This window comes from Streptomyces sp. NPDC059248 (assembly GCF_042753905.1).
Lineage (GTDB): Bacteria > Actinomycetota > Actinomycetes > Streptomycetales > Streptomycetaceae > Streptomyces.
In genome coordinates, this window is sequence record NZ_JBHYZV010000013.1 from 60,656 (window position 1) to 82,716 (window position 22,061).

Here is a 22,061-nt window from a genome sequence, read left to right on the forward strand (position 1 = left end):
CATCCGAACGGAAATTCAGTCACCACCCGACGGCGCACCGCTTGAATCCGCCGCCCCGCCTCCCGGCACTCCCTGCGCTCCCTGCACTCCGGAAACCGATGCGCTATCCGCCACCTGCCCAAGCGTCGTTCAGCCCTGCCCTCGGAGGAGGAAAGTCACGAGGGCACACGAACGAGATAAGGGCATGGTCCGCTATTGGCGGGCTATTGATGTTCTGTTCGATATACGTCGCCAACGTCCATATGATCGACTGATTGTCGTTTCTCCCCTTCTCGTCGCTCGCCGCTGTGCGGCGGCAGGTCCGTCATGCCCAGCGCCGCGCCCCACCGCTCTGCCGCCGCGCCCACCGGGCGCGGCCCGATCGGACGGAGGACCGATGACCACGGATCAGAGTCTGCTGAAGATCTACAGCGACCGGACGTACACCCACACCACCATGGTGCGCCACCAGGGCACCGCCCTCGCCTTCGCGCTGGACGACCGGCGCCGCATCGTCTACACGGTGCTCGACCTCTCCACCCATGACGAGAAGCGCGGCGAGCTGGACGCCGCGTACTGGTCGGACAACCCCGTCGAGTTACCCTTCCCGGACGAAATCGTGAAGGTGGGCTACGGGGTGGTGCCCACGACCCGGCTGCCCCGGGTGAAGAAGGGCGGCCGGGCCGAGGCCGGCCAGGCGGACGAGCTGGCGCCGGAGGAGACCGACCGGTTCCTCTCCGGCACCGCGCGGCTCACGGCCGCCGCGCCCTTCCAGGTGCTCTCGGACGGCACTCATCTGGTGGTGCTGCGGCAGGCGATCGGCGCCGCCCACCCGGACGCGGTCCACACTCTCACCGGGGGCGGGGTCTCCGGGGTCGGTACGCGCACCGACTATCTCCAGGTGTCCGGCGCGAAGGTCCCGCTGGTCGCCGACACCCTGCTCTGCGACCGATTCCTGCTGGTCGGCGGGGCGCTGAAGCCGGTGACCGAGGTCCGGTTCAAGCGCAGCCGGCACCGGACACGGCCCGCGTCCGCGAAGGACAGCCTGGGCGCGAAGGACATGGACGGCAAACCGTTCCACGAGCCCACCCAGGAACTGGCCTTCATCCGCAATCTGACCGAGGGCCGCTTCACCGCCGTACTGACCCCGACCGCCGTGCAGGGACAGCGGCGCTGGCAGTTCTTCACGTACAACAACACCACCAAGCGGATCGACTCGTTCAATGTCGAGCAGGGCACCGACGGCCTCTTCAACACCCAGGGCACCCGGTTCTGGACCAGCCCGAAGAAGGAGTACCGGGGCTCGGTGTACGAGCGTTCGCCGGGTGTCTGCCCCTTCAGCGGCGAGGCGCTCGTCCCGGTCGTCCCCGAGAACCGTCTCGCCGAGACCGCGCTCCAGTTGAACCAGAGCGGCGGCACCGCCTATGTGAATCTCGGGACGGACGCCAAGCTCAAGTTCAACGGGCAGTCCTACACCGTCGAGGCATGGGTCAAACCGCAGACGGCGGGCGGTCCCGTGCTCTCCCGCTGGGCCGGTTCGGGCCAGGGTGGCTTCCAGCTGCGGATCACCAACACCGGCCAGGTCGCGCTGGACCACAGCGGCGGAACCCTCACCGCCACCCAGACCGTCACCGCGGGCGCCTACGCGCACGTCGCGGCCTCTTTCAACGGCACGACCGCCACGCTCTACGTCAACGGCGCGTTCAGCGGCAGCGCCGCGCTCGCCTACCCCACCGATGGCACAGCCGGGCTGCGCATCGGATCGGCCCAGAGCGGCGCCGGCTTCAGCGGCGGCATCGACGAGGTGCGGATCTGGAACCGGGCCCGCACCCAGGCCGAGATCTCCGACGAGCGGGGCTTCCGCCTGATCGGGAATGAGCCGGGCCTCATCGCCTACTACCGTCTGGACGAGGGCAGCGGCACCACGGTGTACGACCAGACGGACACCGCCGTCCACGGCACGGTCACCGGGACCACCGCCCTCTGGGTGACCTCCGAGGCCCCCATCAGCGACCATCCCGGGGTGCGCCGGGACAGCTTCACCGTCGCCGGGCGCGATGTGGTCTCCGGTCTCTCCGCCGTCCTCTACTACCAGCAGGAGGATGTCGACTCCGGCTACGAGGCCTCCGCCAGGCCCGCCAAGCGGCAGGCCCGGGTGGTACTCGCCTTCTCCACCCGGCCCACCGGGAACGCGACGGCCGAAGCGCATATCGCCACCGTCGATCTCGGGGTCGGCGTCGACGGCCGGCTGGCCGGCGTCCCGGATGTGCTCACCCTCACCGAACTGGGCCGCCCGGAGGAGGAGAGCGGCGATCTGATCCGGCAGAAGGACGAGCAGGTCAAACGGCTGAGGCAGGAGTACAGCACCCTCGTCGGCGATGCGGCGGCACGGACCGCCGCGTCGCAGGCCGGTCTGGGCACGAGCTACGACCCGACCAAGTCGGTGGTCGCGCTCCGGATCGAGAGCAACGACTACTTCCTCTCGTATGTGTCCACAGGGGGACAGGAACGCCTCGCCCAGCACTATGAGGACCAGGCGGGCGTGGTCGCGAGGTGGCGACTGGCCCCCGTCCCCGGCGGCGCCGCCCGGTACGGCAACCAAAGCTATGCGCTGGTGAGCCTCGCGGAAGGCAACCCGGTGGTGGTCGCGGCGGGCAGCGGGCAGCAGGTGACCCTGGCACGCCTGCCGGTCGACGCGAGCCTTCCGGCGAACGCCCGCTGGTATCTCAAGGGCGGTCTGACGTCCAGCGTCCAGATCCAGAGTGTCCACAACGACCTCTGGCTGGGGATCGGCACTCAGGTGGCCGAGGCCCAGGCGCCCACGTTCCTCCTCGACGCGGTCAGCGCCAACACCACCATGCAAATCTGGTACTACCTGATCGGCGCCCTCGGACGGGACCGCAGAGTCCTCCAGGCCAAACTGGTGCAGATCGCCCAGGCCGAGGAAGAGCTTGCCCGGGCCAGCAACGGTCTCCAGGGCGCCGCCGATCTAACGCTGAGCGTGCCCCATCTCGCCATCGACCCCAGCGGACTGAGCGTCGCGGGCGCGGTGCTGAAATTCGCCCGCACCAGCACTGCCCCCTCCCTCGTGGACAGCTCGACCGGCCGGGTGATCCTCTACTTCAAGGGGGACAACTCCCAGTTCTTCGCCGCCTATCTGGACACCGCGGCGGTCCGGGGCACCCAGCAACTCGCCGCCGGCGGGGTGACAGCGGTGTTCACGGCCCGGGACCCGGGTGTCGACCTCACCGGCACCACGATCACCGTGGCCAACTCCGTGGTGAACGGCGTGGCGATGGACGAGCTGTGCACCCTGACGATCACCCGGGGGACGGACCGGGAGACCTTCGCCCAGCTGCCCCGGAAGGCGAAGGATCTGGCCGCCGCTGTCAACGGCACCAGCGAGGAGCCCGTCCAGCTCGGCTCCGTGACCCAGGTCTCCGACACCGAGATCCGGCTCGGCCGCCCGCTCGCCCTTGCCGTGCCCAAGCAGTCCTATGCACGGATCGACGACCGCACCTATCTGGTCACCGCGCAGGCGGTCGAGTCGGCGACCTCCCTGCGGGTGTTCCCGGCACCGCCGGCCGCCGTGGTGAGCAAGACGGTGTCCCTGGTCCGCTACGACGTGGACAGCGCCTCCGCCTCACGGCCCGGGACCACCCTGGCCGAGGGATCGCGGTGGATCACCGTCAGCGCCGACAAGGGCGACGTCCTGGTGCCCAACGGCACCGCCACCGCGCAGATCACCGGACACGGCAGCCGCTGGCGGGCGGACGCCCCCGGCCGCTCCTTCCTCTTCTCCGGCGGCAGGATGACCCTGCCGGCGGACCGGCTGGACCAGGTCACGGTCCCCGGTGGGGATCTGACCCTGGAGGCATGGGTCAAGCCCGAAACCCCATATATCACCAACCCCCGTGTCCTCCATGTCCACCGGGGCACCACCAAGGCGGCCCTGGCCCTGATCAAGGGCCCGGCCAAGACCGGCGGCATGATCCTGGACGGCATCAACGACGCCATGCTGATCGAGGGCGCGGATCCCACCGGCACCGACTTCACCATCGAATGCTGGCTGAAGCGCACCACCGGGCGCACGGTCCCCGACACTATTCTCGCGATCGGTGCCAACGGGCTCTCCATGGGCTTCACCGCCGACGGGAAGTTCAGCTTCTGCTGCGGTCCCACCACCCAGACCCTCACCACCGCCGATGTCTACTCCGACGACCAGTGGCATCACTGGGCCGCCACCTTCCATCGCACCACCAAGGTCCAGACCATCGTGCGGGACGGGATCGAAGTGGCCCGCGGCTTCGCCACCACACTGCCCAGCGGTACGGGAGGGCTGATCGTCGGCCGTTCCGACAGCGGCACCATCCGCCACTTCGCCGGGCAACTGGCGGAACTGCGGACCTGGAGCCGGGTTCGTACCACCGCGGAGATCGACACCGAACGGTGGCAGCGCCTCGCGTCGTCGGCGTCCGGGCTGACCGGAGCGTGGGTCTACGAGACCGCCGCCACCACCGATGGCGCGCGGAGGTTCACCGACCTCAGCGCGCAGAACCGCACCGGAGGCGTCTGGGGCAACCCGGTGACCACCGAGTCCCCGCTGGCCGAATACCGTGTGGCGGCAGCCGTCGGCGACAAGGTGCGCCAGAGCCGGGACCTGTACCGCTTCGGCGACTGGGCGCATCTCGCGGCGGTGTACGAGCAGTCCTGGGCGCTGCGGTTCGAAGGCGCGGCCTGGGCCGAGACTCCCGACGACGACGCCCTCGACATCACGGAGGACCTCACCATCGAGGTCTTCGCCACGATCGACGCCATCGGTACCCGCCAGGGCCTCGTGTCCAAGGGCGCCCTCGGCAGCGGCGAGGACGGCACCGTGCCGTACCAGCTCGCCGTCAACGCCGACGGCAAGCTGGAGTTCGCCTTCGAGGAGCCCGGATCGGCCATCAAGCGCTACACCTCCACGAGCCCGATAACCGCGGGCTTCCGCCGCATCGCCGTCGTGCGCAAGGGCGGCAGCACCACGGAGGAGAGCAAGACACCGAAGCAGATCACGTACACCGACGCCGACAAGGTCCAGCGGACGATGACCGTCGATGTCGTGGACAAGGTGACGGCCAAGAAGTGGGACGACATCCGCTTCGTCGTGGACGGGACCGAGATCGGCGTCATCCGCTACAACGGCCCGGGCCCCCGGGGCAACAACGGGCCGCTGACGATCGGCCGGGTCGCCGAGGGCACTGCCGCCAACCTGCTCACGGGCACGGTCGGCGAGGTGCGGATCTGGAACACGGCCCGGGACGGCCAGGAGCTGGGCCAGCCCCTCCAGCCCCGTGACGAGGGCCTGATCGCCCGCTGGACCTTCGAGGAGAACGAGGGGAACACCACGGCCGACCTCGCCGGCGGCCACGACCTCAAGTTGCGCGGCGCCCGCTGGACCCGTGACCCGGACCCGAGGGCCGGATCGTTCCTGATCTACCGCAACGGCCAGACCGTCGCCTGCGACACCCCCACCGCCAACCCCCTTTCCTACTGGGGCGACGAGCAGCTGACCCTCGGCAACTTCCACGGCACGTTCGCCAGCGACAGCACGGGCAGCTTCGGCAGCTCCCACGCGGCCTCGTACAAGGGGGTCCTGGAGGAGGTCCGCTTCTGGCGCACCGCCCGGACCCGGGAGCAGATCCTCGACAACCTGTTCACCCGGCTGCGGGGCGACAAGCAGGACCTGGTCGGATACTGGCCCTTCGACGGAGAGTCGACGTACTTCAACACCGAGAACCTCCGGGACCTCTCCCTGCGGGGCAATCATCTCAACAACGACAGCAACGACGTCGTGCTCTCCACGGCCCCGATCTCCACCGACACCGCCATGGTGCGCCCCGCCCTCGCCGGACTGCGCACCCCCTTCCATCAGCTGATCGCCGCTTCCCCCACCGCCACCGAGTACGCCGACCTCCAGTACACCGCCGACGGTGAGGCCCGAGGCGTCCTCAAGCGGGCCTACGCGCACATCACCGGTGGCGCCTGGCATCTGACCACCGGTTACAAGGTCGGCGACCTGATCAGCGAATGGGTGAGCCAGGTCCAGTTCGACCCCCAGCTCATCGGCTACATCGAGGGCGCACCACCCGTCCCGTCGGAGAACCTCACCGGGGACAGCGACCCCTCGGGCACGGCGGAGGTGACGTTCAAGCAGTCGGAGGAGGTGACCTCGACGCTCTCGTCCAGCCGTGAGCGCAGTGTCGACGCCGCCTTCAGTTTCGCGGCCGGGGTGGAGGTCGACGCCCAGTTGCTGTTGATCACCGCCCCGCTGGGCATCGGCACCGCCCAGCCCGCGGCGGACATCGCGCTCCAGGCCCGGGTCGGGGGCAGCCTCGAGTACTCGAACGCCTGGACCGACGAGACCGCGGTGTCCCAGGGCAGCAGCATCGCGCGGGACACCACCGCGAGCCTCACCTGCTCCCGTGAGGCCCTCAACGCCTACCTCAACAGCAACACCGGCCGCCGCTATGTCCCGGCCAACAAGGGATACGCCCTCGTCCAGTCCGAGACCGCCGACGTGTACGCGCTACGTCTCGCCCACTCCGGGGCACTGGTGGCGTACCGGATCATGCCCAACCCGGACATTCCCAAGGACTGGAACATCATCACGTTCCCGATCAATCCGCAGTACACCAAGCAGGGCACCCTCGACGGCGCCGTCGGCCTGACCGCGACGGGCGCCAAGGTCTTCGACACCGCGTACCCCAACGCGGGCCAGCGCGCCGAGTACAGCTACTTCAAGCCCCGTGAGGCGTACGCCATCAAGCGGCGGATCCTGCGGGAGCGGCAGGAGCTGGAGAACTTCTACAACTCCGTCTCCACCGAGACCCATGATCCCGACCCCACCGCGGAACGCGCCAGCAAGTTGCTGGAGTCCTTCGTCGGCTCCGCACCCGCCGACGCCGCCAAGAAGCAGCCCACCGAGTCGGCGGGGTCCTTCGCCAACCGGAACATCGTCAACACCTACGTGTGGACGGCCGACGGCGGCTTCTTCTCCGAGACCACCGGCACCACCGACGTGGTCACCCAGACCACCGGCGGCTCCTACAGCTTCTCCGGCGCAGGAACCTTCTCCATGGAGACCAGCTTCGAGGTGGCCGGCATCGGAGTCGGACTCCAGTTCGACGCCTCACTGGGCGGCGGGATGACCGTCACCCGCCAGCGCTCCACGGAGGCCACCCGCTCCCACAGCCTGGAGGTGACCTGCAACCTGTCCCGGGACATCCAGAAGTACGTCGACGGCAAGGCCCAGTACGACGCGGCGAACAAGCCCGTCCTCACCGTCGGCAAGGTCGACGCCTACCGGTTCATGACCTTCTACCTCGGCCAGGACACCGGCAACTTCGACGACTTCTACCACAAGGTCGTCGACCCCACCTGGCTGGCCAACAGCACCGAACCCCACGCCACCGCCCTCCGCCAGGCCCAGCACTCCGACCGCAAACCCCCCTGCTGGCGGGTCCTCCACCGGGTCACCTACCTCTCCCGCGTCCTCCCGGCCGTCCCTTCCGCCGACGCCCCGCCCCTGGACAAGGCACTGCGCCAGAGCAGCGTCGACGTGGCCAGCAACTACGAACTGATCCGCCGCCTCGACCCTTACGTCTCCACGGCGATCGCCTCCCGCTCCGAGCTGGCCGACGCGACCCGTACCGCCCTGCGAACCCATCTGCCCCAGCTCCTGCCGCACCAGCAGGAGATCACCACCTTCCTCGCCGACTACTACGGCGTCGACAGCTGACCCCGGCCCCGCGGTGAACACGGCGGCGCCCCGGACACCCGACGGTGTCCGGGGCGCTGTCGAGGCGGTCCAGAGACGTACTCCGCCGTTGATCGCGGCGACGGGCGGGATCACCTCACCCCACATATCCTGTTGGTAGTCGTTTGCTACTTTGCGTGGTGGCCGGGGTGGATCCCGGCGAGCCCGGCCTCCTCGCGGCGAACCGCCTTCCTCCGGCACCGTCGGCCGGGCGTCCGGCTCCGGCCACTCGGGGGTGGGCGGAGATACGGAGGAGGAAACATGCGGTCGGTCATTCCCGACTATCTCGCCGAGGCCCTCGGAGATGTCGAGTCGGACACGTCCGGAGAGCCCGCGGACTACATCCCCGAGCTTGCGGCGGCGGACCCCGAGCGCCTCGGCGCGGTCTTCGCCACCGTTGACGGCGAGGTCTACGGCGCCGGTGACATCGATACCGAGTTCACGATCCAATCGATCTCCAAACCGTTCGCGTACGCGTTGGCGCTGGCCGATCGCGGCTTCGGCCCTGTGCTCGCACGAGTCGGTGTCGAGCCGTCGGGAGAGGCGTTCAACCAGATCTCCCTCGAAAGTGATACCGGGCGCCCCTTCAATCCCATGATCAACGCCGGTGCGATCACCACCCACTCCCTGGCCGGCCAGGAGGACATGAATCCGGCGGAACGCGTGGAGCGCGTGATCCGCGGCCTTTCGGCGTTCGCCGGTCGCGAGCTGAGGGCGGACGAGTCGGTGTGCGTGTCGGAGATGGAGCACGCGCACCGCAATCTCGCCATCGCGTACATGCTCCGCGGCTACGGCATCCTCACCGAGGATCCCAGGGTCGTCGTCGAGGGCTACATCCGCCAGTGCTCTGTGCTCGTCACCGCGCGAGATCTGGCCATGATGGCCGCGACGTTGGCCAATCGCGGCGTGAATCCGCTCTCGGGTGAGCGAGTGGTACCCGAACCGGTGGTGCGTCAGGTGCTGAGCGTCATGTCCACCTGCGGAATGTACGACGCGGCCGGTGACTGGGCGACCCAGGTCGGCATTCCGGCGAAAAGTGGCGTGGCCGGGGGCCTGATCGGCGCGCTCCCCGGCCAGATCGGCATCGCCACCTTCTCACCGCGGCTGGACTCCCACGGGAACAGCGTCCGCGGAGTATCACTGTTCGGGAGGTTCTCCTCCGACATGGGGCTGCATGTGATGGAGGTCCCGGCCGCCGCGCGGGCCATCGTACGGTCCAGCCATGTCGTCGGCGTCGGCCCGCATGCGGTCCGGGTCCTCCAACTGCAAGGCGGGATCGCCTTCGCCGGAGCCGAGAGGGTCGTCCGGGAGGTCGTGAACACCGCCCCCGCGGAAGTCGGGGTGGCTCTCGACCTGACGATGGTCTACTCGATCGATGACGTGGCACGGCGCATGTTGCTGGAGGTCGTGCGCCGGCTCACGCTGGATGGGCATGAGGTCTACCTCGTAGACCCGGAATCGATCATGCCCGATCCCGATCCCGGCGATGGTGGCCGGGTCACGGTCGTCGCCGATGTGGAACACGTCGTGCCGGGGCCGCACACACCGGCCCGGCGCGGGAGCCGTCCGACGCGGGGATGACTCTTCGGCCGGTATGGGCGCGACGGACTCCACGACCCTCTCGAACCGTCGTGGAGTCCACCGCCCCCGCCCCACCGTCGGTCGTGGGGCGGGCTCGGACATCAGGCGTCCGGTTGCTCTCCGGCGGTCTCGCGGATCCGGGCGCGGGTGGTGTCGGCCTGTTCCCGGATGCGCTGTTCCACGGCGGCGGGGACGCCCTGGTCGTGGAAGTGGGTGACGAGGGTGTCCAGGGTGGCCTCGGCGCGTTCGAGGTCGCCGGCCTTGGCGTGGACGGTGGCGAGGCGGCGGAACGCGGCGTTGAGGGTGAGGTTGTCCAGGCCGGTGTCCTGGTCGGTACGGGAGACGGTGACCGCTTCGGTGAGCTGGGCGACGGCGGTCTTGGTGTCGGGCTGGCGGACCTGGAGGCGTCCGTCGCCGATGGTCTGGAAGTGGCGTCCGGCGTTGGCGCCCCGCGCGAGGCGGGCGTAGGCGGCGAGCGGGTGGTCGCCGTGACGTTCGACGAGCTCCTGGAGAGCGTCGTTCCCGGCGGTGAGGTGGGGCGCGTCGGAGCCGAGGAAGGCCAGCAGAGTGCCTTGGTCGTCGCCGGTGAGGAGTTCGCCGACCTCCTGGTCCGCGCGGTCGAGCGGGGTACGGACCCGGATGGTGCGGGTGGGCGAGACCGTGCGGGCGCCGTCGAGGCCGGTGTGGACGGCGGTGACCTTGTAGAGGCCGGGTTCGGCGAAGTACAGGCCGTCGCTGCCGTAGCCGAGGTAGGCGGTCTCGTAGAGGGCCGGGTTCGCCTCGGTGAGGGTGACGGTCCGCTCCTGGGGGCCGTGTCCCGTGCAGGCGCGGGCGATGGGCCGGAAGACCCGCGTACGGCCGTACGGATCGGTGATCACGATCGTGGTCCGCTCGCCCTTCGGGCCGATCGCCTCGGCCACGGTCACATCCCCGCGTATCCCGGTGCGGGAGAGCCTCAGCTCGGCCATGACCGGCTCGCCGTAACCGAAGAACCGCTTCCCGCCCAGCGACAGGGACAGGCCCGGATCCTCGCCGGTGCCCGGCAGGGTGAACGACTGTGCGGTGGCGCTGAGGTCGAGTGCGGCGTTGGTGAGGGCGTTGTCGCCGCCGGGGACGATATGGCGGTAGAAGCCGTGGCGCAGATGACGCAGTTCGTTGTCGCTGAAGCAGTACGGGAAGTCCTGCCAGAAGTGCTCCGGCCGCCGGTCGCCGTTGGCGTACACCGACGGGTAGTTCATCCAGGACAGATCGCCGAAACCGTTGTTCGGCCCCAGCGGGGCGGGCGGGACGGCCAGATTCTTCTCCCAGGAGTGGAGCATGTTGAAGACATGCCCCAGCTCGTGGACGTAGGTGAACAGCTCCATCGAGGTGTTGAGGGCGTTGTAGTCCCGCAGGGCATTGTAGAAGACGGCCACGCCCTGGCGCTGCCTGCCGGTCTGGTCGAACATGATCCCGGCGATGCTGTCGTGGTAGGAGTGGTAGGTGGCGACGAAGTTCCAGATCTTCCACTGCTCGGTGTCCCGGTGAAGGCTGAAGTTGGCCTCCATCGCGGCATGCAGCTCGGCCTCCGACCACTTCAGGTCGGCTCCCGAGCCGTCGGCGACCACATTGACCTGGCCCCCGTTCTTGAGTTCGATGCCCGCCTCGGCGTAGGCGGAGGCGAGGGTCAGCACCCGGTTGCGGTAGCCGCGCGGGACGGCGGCCCCCCGCGAGGTGTCGTAGCTCTGGAAGACCTGGGTGCCCGCCATGGCGTCGGTCTCCAGCTCGACCGACCGCAGCGCCGGGCCCACATGGGAGCAGGAGAGTTGCAGCGACGCGCTGTTGTCGCGGGCCAGCAGGGCGAAGTGGGCCGCATTGTGCGGATTGTTCACACCGACCCGGTAGGCATGGAAGACGAGTTGTGTCCATGGTGAGTTGTTCGCCCAGGAGACGCCCGTTGTGCTCACATTGACCATGCCGGACCCCGATATGACGAGCAGCTCGGCGGTGGTGCGGAAGGAGTCGGTCCAGGTGTTGCCGGTGAACAGGTCGCCGCTGATGACGCCCAGGGTCCGCTCGCCCTCCATATCGACGCGCACCTCGACCCGCTGGTTGCCGAGGGTGCCCGTCCAGCGGCCGGTGAACGGGCGGTAGGCGGCGCGGTAGTGCTCGGGGAGCGCGGCCAGTCCCGGAACACCGAGCCGGTCCAGCGCGCCGGAGGCCAGGACCCCGGTCTTCCAGTTCAGCAGGACTCCCTGGGCGCCCTTGATCAGCAGACTCTGCCGGGTGCCGTCCGCCGCGGGCTTGTACGGCGCCACATGGTCGAGCCCGGAGCGGAAGTCCTCCGGCAGCGCGGCCCAGCCCGCGCACCCCGACGCGTCCGGTCCATCGGTGATCAGCGCCTCGCGCACGACTCCGGTGGACCAGTTCAGGGTGAGGACCCGGTTGCCCTTGAAGAAGTACGTCTGCCGCGAGCCGTCCGCCGCGTTGGGCGCCTGGAACAGGACGTCGACCTGGGAGCGGTAGTTGGCCGGAAGGGCCGTACCCCAGTTCGCCAGCGTCGTCCACGGCCCCTCACTCACGACACGTCCGCCCTGGTCCCAGTCGTACCAGGTGTAGGTGTTGCCGTAGAAGAAGAGATTCTGCTGCGGCTCCCCCGGCCGGGACAGCAGCACGGCGCCGACAGCGGCGCCCCGCTGCTGGAAGTTGTACAACGGGGGTGCCAACGCGGTGAGCCAGTCAGAGCCGATCCGCTGCTGCTCGTTGACCAGGGCACCCTCCATACCCTGCGAGAACAGCAGCCGCCACTCACTGCCCGCCGGAGCCGCCAGCACCCAGCTGAAACCCGTCGCCTTGTAACGTATGAACCCCATTGACCCGTACTCCTCTCAGAGAAGGTGAAGCCTGCGGAACTGGCCGTTCGATACGCGCCGCTCGCTTCCCGCATCGCCCGGAGGTGAGGAGAGACCAGTCGTCGGCCTCGGCCTTCGCGGGTTGTCCCGGTGCGGGTGGGGTAGCTGTGAATCTTCATGAGTTTCCGGCCTCGGTGGCCATGGAGCATCCACACCCGGGCAGTGGCCTCCCCTGGGCCGAGGGCGAGCGCCGCGGGGGCTTCCTGGCGAGCGGGTAAAGAAACGGTCATGCCGAGCCGGGCACAGTCGACCACACCGGGCCGTCACCGAAAATCGAACAGACAGCCCGATACGGTCGCACACAGACGGAATGGCGTATACCTCCCTTATGGGAGCCTGCCTGCGCTCCCGCGATCCCGGAGCGCTCTTTTGTTGTGGGCATCCGAAGGAGCGATCACCCCCGCACACCCCGTACACGAGTCCAGCAGCCCGGACGGTGGGCCGTCCCGGAGGCGCGTCCCGTGCCCACGAGGTCGTGGAACTCCACGAAGGGCGGCCCGCCGGCCGGCTCGCTCGAAACGGAACCCCCGCGTCACCCCCCAGAACGACCGGAACCCACCGGCCGCGGAAGGACCCACCGACGCCCCGTCCCCGCACCCGGCGCCGCCGAGCGCGGGACGACGCGGCGGTTCGCAGTCCGTGCCGCAGTAGACCGAGCGGTGGACGCTCCATCAACTCCCTTGATTTCCGGGCTACTTCATGTGATCCGACCTCTTGTGTGCACCCCCGGCATGGACTAGATCTCTTCTCGCGATTGGTACAGACCACCTGACCCCACTCAGACAAGGCCACCAGCATGTTCAGACGCGCCTCCGCGTTCCTGGCGACGGCTCTGCTCGCCTCGCTCATCGCGGCCCCCGCGACCGCCCACGCCGATGACGACGACGACAGCCGCCGGCTGCCCGGCCACCGTGTGGCCTACTTCACCGCCTGGAGCGCCTACAGCGGCTTCTCCGCCAAGAAGGTCCAGGACTCGGGCCAGGCGGCGAAGCTGACCGTCATCAACTACGCCTTTGGCAACATCTCCCCCGAGGGCACCTGCTTCGAGGACAACCTTGCCGACCAGGCCGACGCCTGGGCCGACTACCAGCGCCCGATCGGCGCGGCCGACTCGGTGGACGGCGTCGCCGACACCTGGGACCAGCCGCTGAAAGGCAGCTTCAACCAGCTGCGGAAGCTGAAGGCGAAGAACCCCCATCTGAAGGCCGTCATCTCGATCGGCGGCTGGGGCTGGTCCAAGCACTTCTCGGACGTGGCCGCCACCGACGCCGCGCGCAAGAAGTTCGTGGCCTCCTGCGTCGACCTCTACATCAAGGGCAACCTGCCGCAGCTGGGCTCGCCGGAGGGCGGCCCGGGCAGCGGCGCGGGCGTCTTCGACGGCATCGACCTCGACTGGGAGCACCCGGGCGGCGACGGTCTGCCGGACAACTCGGTGCGCCCCGAGGACGGCCGCAACTTCACCCTGCTGCTGGCCGAGTTCCGGCGGCAGCTGGACGCGCTGGGCGACGGCGAGCGGGGGCGCCACCTGCTGACGGCGGCCGTCGCCGCCAACACCGACGTCGCGGACCGGCTGGAGCTGCGGAAGGTCGCCCGCCATGTGGACTTCCTCAACCTGATGACCTACACCATGCACGGCTCCTGGGAGCCGCAGGGCCCGACCAACCACCAGGCGAACCTCTACACCGACCCGGCCGACCCCTCCGGCCCCGGCTACAGCTACAGCGCGGACCGGGTGGTGCGGCACTACCTGGCCGGCGGCCTGCCGGCCCGCAAGGCGGTGCTCGGGGTGCCGTCCTGGGGCTACGGCTGGACGGGAGTGCCCGCCGGGGCGAAGAACGGCCTCTACCAGCCCGCCACCGGCATGTCCCCGCGCGGCGGGGGCCAGCTGCCCTACAAGGCCATCAAGGACCTGCCGGGCACTGTGCACACCGACCGCAAGCACGGCGCGGCCTGGAAGTACGACGGCACCGAGTTCTGGACGTACGACACCCCGGCCACCGCCGCCCAGAAGGCCCGCTACACCCAGCGGAACGGCCTCGGCGGCGTGATGGTCTGGTCCCTGGACGGGGACGACGCCCAGGGCTCGCTGATCACCGCACTGGACCGCGGCCTGCGACGCTGACCCACGGCCGCGACCCGGTGGCGGCCGGGGCGACCCGACCGCCACCGCATGCGGCAGCCGAAAACACAGAATCCTCCCGGTTGCGGCGCTGGATGGCGCGCGGCTCGATCTGCGCGCGCCAGGCTTCCCCGACACACCGTGGTCACTAAAGCCATCTCACGTTCATCGCTCAGGTCCGCTGCCCTTACGACGGCCCGGGCAACAGGCCCCCTATCCCCGTTCTTCACGTTCTTCCACTGCTGGAACTGGCATCTGCCGGGACGGGATCACGAACTATGAGACGAGGTGCCTCGCTTATGGAGCGGACGATGCGCTTCCGCCCTTCTCCGTTCTGGCCAGCGGAAGCACGTACTCACCAGCAAGACGCGCCAAGTGCAAAGGTAGAGGCCGGGCGAGCGGTGGGTAATCGTCGTGGTAGCGCAATTGATGCGTGAGAGTCGCCCACTCTGTCGGCCGGTCGGGCGAGTCCCCTTCACGCCCCGAGTCCGCCAGCGCCTTTTCCGACAGAATGCCTAGTACGGTGATTTCCAGCTGCCCGGGGTTCCAAGCGGTCTTCCCGGGTGCTGTCCGACCCTGTGCCGTGGGCGCCAGCTTCATGAGCCCCTTGGGTAGTTTCGCCGCTGTGTGCGGGGTCGAGGCCGTACTCGCGAAGACACGGCTCTCCGCCGCCGCAGTCCCCCACACCCCCTCGGAGAAGCCGACCCTGCCCTTGGCATCGTGGGCGTACCACTCCGCCACCTCCTCGCGCGCGTTGGCGTCCCGTACGAGCACCACCCGCAAGTCGTCGCCGTAGAGGGTGTGGCGCTGAGCGGGTTCGGCACCAAAGCCGAGCATGTCGCGATCCAGTGCGCCATTTCGCAGGCCCGGCCAGCACCGGCGCAGATTGCCGGCGTCCGCCAGCAGGAGCGTCGGGCGGTCACGGAGCTGGAAGAGCAGCGCACGGATCTGCCGCTCGGTCTCCCGCTGCCTGTGCTGCTCCACACCCGGGCGGGCAGCGGACCGGGGGCCTTGCCGGGTGACCTTGCCATCGGCAGAGCCTTTCGTGCCCTCCCCCATGCCTGGCCCCTTACCCGGCTCCGCCACCGGTTCCGCTGACTGGGAGAGCAGCAGCAACAGCTTCGGGTACGGCACCCATTCGGCACGTTCGGCGTCCCACCCATCGATGACGCCAGGCCCTTCCCCGGGGCGGACCCGCACCGCGACCAGCCGGTGGACGGGGCACTGCGTGGGCCCCTTCCTGGTATGGCGTACGAGCCAGAGGGCCACGTACTGGAGATCGCCGGGAACTCCGGATCCCACCCGGTGGGCCGGCGGACTGATCGCGCCGAGCTGCCGGAAGGCGTCCAGCCAGGTCCACCTGGCCCGGTGCTTCAGCCCGCTGTCGGTGTCATCAGGCAGGTTGACGAACTGGCTCAGCCGGCCCTGCCGCGCCCAGGCGATGCGCAGCGCGTGTTTGGGGTCGGAACCTGGGACAGCCAGGAAATGCTCCTTGCCAGCGATCTCCGCGATCACAAATCCGACCCCCTCGGGTCGAGGGCCCATCCGGTCCGCCACGAGTCGGCAGCGCCCTTCGACGGCTTCGGCCAGCCGGACGGCCTTCGGATACCTGCGCTCCTGGGAGACCGGCAGGGCGTCGGCCAGCGGCCCGGCGTGCCGGGCTCGTACGCGGATCTCGATCCCCTCGCCCTGCCACCGCCAAGTGTCGCCGTCGGCCGGCCCCACCCTCTCCCCGGGAGGGAATCCAATGAGTTTCGGCAGTTCGGCGAGGAGTGCGGTACGGGTCTCCGCAGACTGCCAGAAGACGTCAATCTCCAGGGGCCGGCCGTTCAGCGCGTGCGCCAGCGCCGCCCGCCGCTGCAAGGCGAGCTGCGCGTCCCGGCCATCCGGGCCACGTCCGGCACCCGAACGGGGCAGCAGTGAGGGGGTATTGCTCCGGGTTACCCGTGTGAGGTCGGGAACCCGAATCAGCATGGGGCGGAGCCCTTCCTCGACCCAGGCATCCAAATCTGCCCGCTCCCGTGGCATCAGCCCGGGCCCGACTTTGTGCTGGCCGATCGACGGGTGGTAGACGATACCGGCGGCCACGTCCCCGGATCCGTTGATCCAGCGTTCCGGATGAGTGAAGAGCGCTGCGGGCTCCGGGTAGTTCCGCACGATATCCAGCTCGGGCACTAGCGGCGCGGGGCTGTGGTGGCGCCAGGCCAGTTGCTTCAGCCGCCGGTCGTAGCCGAGGGTATTCACCATCAGCCGATGGCCCCGGTCCTGGCCTCCCGGCCACGGCAGCGGAGCATCGAGCAGGACGGTTGTTCCGCCGAGCTTGTGAGGCCCTACGTCGAACCGGGTGGCCCATCGGCGTACCTGGGTGGACACATGGACACGGAACCGCGGGGCGAACGGCACGGTGTGGACGGTAATGGTGAGACAGGCCGAGTAGTACCAGGTCTGCCCGCGTCGCTCGTACCGCTGGGGCGGCCAGGAAACGAGTCGCGCACTGTTGCCCGAGCTCTCGACACGGAAGTGGAGTGTGGTGTCCCCAGTGCGGAACGGCCGGACGGCCAGCCGGAAGGCGACCCATTCGGGCAGCAGGCTGTAGAGCCGTGCGGCGGGTTCGGCGGTTCCGCCCGCCGAGGTCACGGTCTCAGCGAGATCGACCGATTCGACCTCCCAATGTGGAAGCTGGGCGGCCTGGGCCGGGTCGTCGGAGCGGAGCCTCTCCTCCAGATCGGCGCCTTCGGCCTCGTCCTCCTCCCGGTACATGCCCGCCGCCCAGGTGCCGATCACCGGGGCCAGCACCTCCGGCGGGACGGCTTCCCGCGCGTAGAGCCACGGCAGACGGCCGTCCGTTCCTGCGTTGCGGCCGGTCGCGATGACACCGGGAGCCAGCGCCTGGAGAAGGGAGTTGAGCCGCCGTACGGGCAGCCGGTCGGGGCGGACGGAGCCCTTGCCGGTCTCGGCGTGGATCCTGGTGAGTTCGGTGTGCAAATCCTCGCCGAGCCGCAGCACCCTCATCTCTTCCCGCCACGGTCCGTGGAGCGGGTCGGGTTCGTAGGCCGCGACGCGAATGGCGTGATACACGAAAGCCTCCTGAAGCTGGAGTTCAGCACTTACGGGTGGGCAGGGGCGAGCAGGCGGGCGAGCATGCGCCGGAGCGGTTCATACAGGGCGCGGGCGATGAACTGCTCCTCCGCGCTCTTCGTGCTGCCGTCGAAGTACGGGTCCAGCACGGCGAGCACGCTGTGCAGCAGGCTGGACTCGGGAGTGTCGGTTCGCGGTGGTACGGCCCCGCGGTTCGGGGCGAAGGCGGCGTCGACGAAGACCACCCGGGCCGGTACGCCGCCGCGCACCAGCCGCCCGATCACCTGCCACATCAGGACCAACATGTCCCAGGTGACCTGCTCCCGCACCTCATCGGCGAGGCGGCTCCACGCCATCGAGCGGGCGAGCACCTGGTACCAGTACGAACGGGCGAGGCGGCGGACCTCGTCGGCGCCTTCCTCGACGGTGGCCTGTCCCCGTACCCAGGTGTCGAAATCACCGCCGGTGACAGCGCGAACGATCCAGTCGTTGACGGCGTGGACGGCCAGGGACAGATCCTCTGGGTGCGGATTGGGGCGTGCCAGAAAGTAGACCGTGCCGATGGCCGCCTCGTCGTCTTCGTTGAGGATGTTGTGCCCCCGCTCGACAGCCAGCAGGGGTGCCACGAGGATGTCCGCATCGAGGTCCCTCAGGTGCTCGACGTCGCCCCGGCGCAGTGACTTCGCACGGTAGGCGGACGGCGCCTCGTCCTCCGGGGCGATCTCCTCGTCGTCCGAGACCAGACACAGCACGCTGTCGCGCCAGCGGGAGTTGAGGTTGTGCAGGGTGTCCGCCACGATGCGTGCCTCGGTGTAGCTGCCGACCAGCAGGAGGATCCGGTCGCGCTCCGGCGGGAGGGAGAGCAGCTCACGCTCCAGTGGACCTCCTTCGAGGGCTTCGTACTCCGCCGCGCCGAGTTGGGTCGCGATGCGGCGCAGTTTCTCGGGGCGGTCGTCGGGGTGGATTCCCGACAGACGCAGCTTCTCGTCGCCGTCGTCGATGAACTCGAAGCGCATCAGGCTCTCGTCCGCAATGCGTTCGGTCACCTCGGCCGGTGGCTCGATGATCACACCAACCGGGACGCAGACGTGGTAGCGACTGGACGAGCCCGCCCAGCTGCTGCCGGACATGAGCAGCAGATGGGCGCCGGGCTTCCCGTCGACGGAGGCGAGGTGGGGCATGGCGCGCAGCAGCTCACGTCCGACGCCACTGCATCGGAAGAAGGTCAGCTCGCCGCTGCGGACTCCGCCCTCGTCCTCGCCCGGGACCCGGAACTGGAAGCCGAGCACGTTGCCCATCGGGGCCTCGGGCACCATCGGACCGTAGTCGAGCGGTCGGCGGTACATCGTGTTGTAGCCCAGACTGAGGGCGGCCTCGACGCGGGGCCACATCGCGTTGATCATGGCGAGTCGGGGTTCCAGGGCGCTGAGAAGCAGCGTGAACTCGAAGCGTTCGGCGAGCTTCTGCCGCCACTGTTCAGGAGTCTGGGGCGGTGGCTTGGGCTTCCGGCGGCGCCCGCGCCCCTTCTGCAGTTCTTCCTCCCCGCGCTGCCACTCGTCGTACTCCTCCTTGTACCGCTGCTCCCGGACGGCCATGTACTGCGCGTCGATGCGGAAGACCTTGTCCATGACCTCGGCCAGGCGGCGCCGAGTGTTCTCCGGGTTGCCGGTGTGGAGCAGTTCGTTGAGAAGGGAGGTCAGCCGGCTGAAGTCCTCCTCCGTCCTGCGGCTGCGGTCGGCGAACGGGTTGTCGCGGAAGGCGTCGAGAAGCTTTCCGAGAGCTTGTCTGGGAGCGTGGTCGCGGTGTTCCGGCCCGCTGTCGTCAGGGAGTTCGTAGCGTTCGTCGAGCAGTCCGAGCTGGAGTGTCCAGGCACTGAAATAGCCTGTCCGCACCCATTTGCGCAGCTCGTACCCGGCGACGAGCATCGCGTACAGTCGGTCGGTGGCTAGTCCGGCGGTGCTGAGGGCGGCGGCGAAGGTCTCCACGTCCCGCTCGGAGAGCTGGGTGCGCCCGCTCTCCGCGAGTTCCCGGATCTTGTGCCGACTCAGCCGGTCGATGAGGCCCTTGTCCTCGTCGCTGGCGAGGACGACGGCGGGTGCGAAAGTCTGGTCGAACTGCATCTGCACACGGTCGGCCTCGTCGATGATCACGAGGTCGCTGCGACGGCAGGCGAGTTCGAGGTAGCGGATCCGCTCGCCGTTCTGAGGGCGGGGCGGCGAGGCGTCGATCAGTCCGGCCGGCGTGGCGACCCAGATCAGGGCATCGACCAGGGCGCGGGCTCCGTGATGCCGGGGGCAGGAGGACCAGTACGGGCAGCTCTTCGCCCTCTTCTGCCATGCGGAGGCCTGTCTGCCGCTCCTGTCGCGCCGCGGGTCCGAGGGGGGCCGGAGCCGGGAGCAGGGCGCCTCACCGAAGGCGAGCGGCTCGGTTGACGAAGTGGTGCCCTGCCGAATGACGTTGAGAACGCAGGAGGTCCCGAGGTAGGCGAAGGCGGGGTCGTCGTGAGCGAGCAGCCGGTGCTCGCCCCGGCCCGCCAGTCGGCGGTGCAGCCGCTGGGCGTGCCGCTCCCGGCCGGAGGAGCCGAGCACGGGCGCGGCACCGCCGTTGGTATAGAGATTGTAGAGCTGGACGAGCTTCAGTACCTCCGCGACGTCGGTGACCACGATCGTGGTGCGCTTTCCGAGCTTGGCGAGATGGACCGCGACGATGTCGCGCAGCGTGCTCTTACCGGCGCCGACGATGCCGAGCAGATGCTGGATCCCGTCGACCGTGAAGGTGTAGTCCTCGCCCTTGCCGGCCTTGTGGAACGTTCCGTTCTCCATGGTGGACAGGTCGAAGCCCCGCAGCCGCTCCAGCCAGCGCGGCGGCCTCACGCCTCCGGTGTGTGCGTACACGGCGTCCATCTCCGCCGCAGTGCGCTCCAGGCTCTTCCTGGTGAAGACCAGAGGCTCTCCGCCACCAGCCGGTTCCAGGTCCGTGTCGTGAGCGACGAGGGGAGTTCGAGGGACGGGAGGCAGGTCGACAACGGCCATGGTGCGGCTGACCGGAAATGCGTGCGGGCCCTGGCCCGCGACCGACATGGGCTTGCCCGCCAGCGGCGGCGCGGCACGCAGAAGTTGCTCATAGACGGGGAAACGGTCCCCGGCGAGGGAGATTTCGCGGCGGGTGGCGGGCGACTCCGTGTCCGGCACTTCGTAGCCGCGTACCCTGGAGTCGAACCTCTGGTAGCTCTCCAGCGCCTCGCGCCAGGTACGGCTTCTGCGCAGCGTCCACAGCGAGTACCGGGCCACCCTCAGCGTCTGCGCGGTGTCCGGTGGCAGCGACGCTCCGTACGCCTCGGCGAAGCCGTATCCGCTGAAAAGCACCCAGGCGGCGCCCGCGGGGCTGCCCGGCATCAGCTTCTGCTGCAGGTAAAGACCGAGCTCCACCTGGCAGAGCGCTTCCAGAGTGGGCTTGGGCACGGACGGCCCCAGGAACGCCTGAAGTGTGTGGAGTACATTGGTCAGGGGCGGTGTGATGCTACGCATCGTCCGTCTCCTCTCTCTGGGCTCGTTCCACATCGGGCACGAGGTCCATGGGTGTGGTGAGTACCAGCCGGTCCCGCAGAAGAGCGGGAAGGGCGTCGCCGAAAGCCTTCCGATAGCCGTCCCGCCCGGCGAGCGCGTCAGGGACCACGACGAGGGTGCAGTCCGCGAGGGAGGCACTGTCGGCGATATGTACAGCCAGCAGAGCCGGCTGCAGGCGGTCGTACACCTGGATGTCCACGATGCCGGGACCGGTGTCCCTCAGCCGGTAGGCGGACAGAGGGCCCGACAGGGCCGCATATTCGATCCCGGCGCGCTCCAGGGCTCCGCGGGCGGCCTCTTCAGTCCGGTGCGGCAGTACGAGGAACGTCCGCAGCGAGCGCCGCAGGATCCACACCTGGTCCGGCTCGCGAATGAGTTCCAAAGGCTTGTCGCGCGGGCATTCCTCCCCCTCACACCAGATGTCCTCGTCTGCGGCGGACGGCCCGGGTACGGGCACGGCCCCGTCCGGGGGCAGCGCGGGGAGGCCGCACGAGGGGCAGCGCAGGAAGACTCCGTCGACGAGCGCGGATTCGGGCAATGGCCCATAGAGGTCCTTGACCCGGCTCCAGACGGCCCTGCTCCAGGCGGGCCCGAAGCGGTCCTGCTGATGGACCACCGGGTGGCGGGCCAGGAACCGCCGGCACTGCCGATAGCGCTCGCCCGTTCCGCACCGCGCTTCCAGATCGCCCAGAAGCGCGCCGGCGTGCGCCGCCACGCCCCCGTCCGGCCCGTGCGAAGCGACTTCGAGGCACGACCGGGTCGGCATCCGGCCCGTCGGGTGCACCAGCGTCGCGCCCGGGGTGACCAGGGAGGCGGGAACCGCAAACAGCGGATCGCCCGCCGGTCTGGTCCGGCACCACTCCCACAGCTCCGGAAGGCTTCTCGGCGGTGTCTCCCCGGCGTCGAGGCAGTGCATCACCATGTGGTCCAGCGCGCCCTGGGCGAGGGCGGGATAGGGCAGGGCGAACGAGCGGAGTCCCTGGACTTCGGCGAGGTCCGCCACCATACGGGCAAGCTCACGGAAGAGTGCGCTGCCCACACCCTCGGGC

At 69.2% G+C, this 22,061-nt stretch carries 7 protein-coding genes; 3 read left to right on the forward strand and 4 right to left on the reverse strand.

The window, feature by feature from the left end:
• The first annotated feature begins 376 nt into the window (after positions 1 to 376).
• Together ACFXG1_RS08000 and ACFXG1_RS08005 are read left to right on the forward strand one after the other, a co-directional pair.
• Complete coding sequence (locus ACFXG1_RS08000) at positions 377 to 7,759, forward strand: LamG-like jellyroll fold domain-containing protein (protein WP_384741643.1); 7,383 nt, start codon at positions 377 to 379, stop codon at positions 7,757 to 7,759.
• A gap of 279 nt (positions 7,760 to 8,038) precedes the next feature.
• Positions 8,039 to 9,358 (forward strand): glutaminase, encoded by a 1,320-nt coding sequence (locus ACFXG1_RS08005; protein WP_384711716.1) that lies wholly within the window; start codon positions 8,039 to 8,041, stop codon positions 9,356 to 9,358.
• Between the two features lie 101 nt (positions 9,359 to 9,459).
• On the opposite strand, the gene ACFXG1_RS08010 is transcribed toward ACFXG1_RS08005, so the two are convergent.
• Positions 9,460 to 12,210, reverse strand: coding sequence for a hypothetical protein (locus tag ACFXG1_RS08010; protein ID WP_384741645.1), 2,751 nt, complete (start codon positions 12,208 to 12,210; stop codon positions 9,460 to 9,462).
• Positions 12,211 to 13,045: 835 nt separating this feature from the next.
• On the opposite strand from ACFXG1_RS08010, the gene ACFXG1_RS08015 reads away from it, so the two are divergent.
• A complete protein-coding gene (locus ACFXG1_RS08015) occupies positions 13,046 to 14,371 on the forward strand; it encodes a glycoside hydrolase family 18 protein (protein WP_384741647.1) in 1,326 nt (441 codons plus the stop codon).
• A 294-nt stretch (positions 14,372 to 14,665) separates the two neighbouring features.
• Here the strand turns inward: ACFXG1_RS08015 and ACFXG1_RS08020 are convergent, their stop codons facing one another.
• Genes ACFXG1_RS08020 through ACFXG1_RS08030 form a run of 3 tightly spaced genes read right to left on the reverse strand, consistent with a single transcriptional unit; the run spans position 14,666 to position 22,051 of the window.
• A complete protein-coding gene (locus tag ACFXG1_RS08020) occupies positions 14,666 to 17,446 on the reverse strand; it encodes a pPIWI_RE module domain-containing protein (RefSeq protein WP_384710965.1) in 2,781 nt (926 codons plus the stop codon).
• Between the two features lie 29 nt (positions 17,447 to 17,475).
• The gene (locus tag ACFXG1_RS08025) at positions 17,476 to 20,973 is read right to left on the reverse strand and encodes a hypothetical protein (protein ID WP_384710962.1); all 3,498 of its coding nucleotides are present in this window, start codon (positions 20,971 to 20,973) and stop codon (positions 17,476 to 17,478) included.
• A complete protein-coding gene (locus ACFXG1_RS08030) occupies positions 20,966 to 22,051 on the reverse strand; it encodes a hypothetical protein (protein ID WP_384741650.1) in 1,086 nt (361 codons plus the stop codon). Before ACFXG1_RS08030 ends, ACFXG1_RS08025 begins: the two co-directional genes overlap by 8 nt.
• Positions 22,052 to 22,061 lie beyond the last annotated feature (10 nt).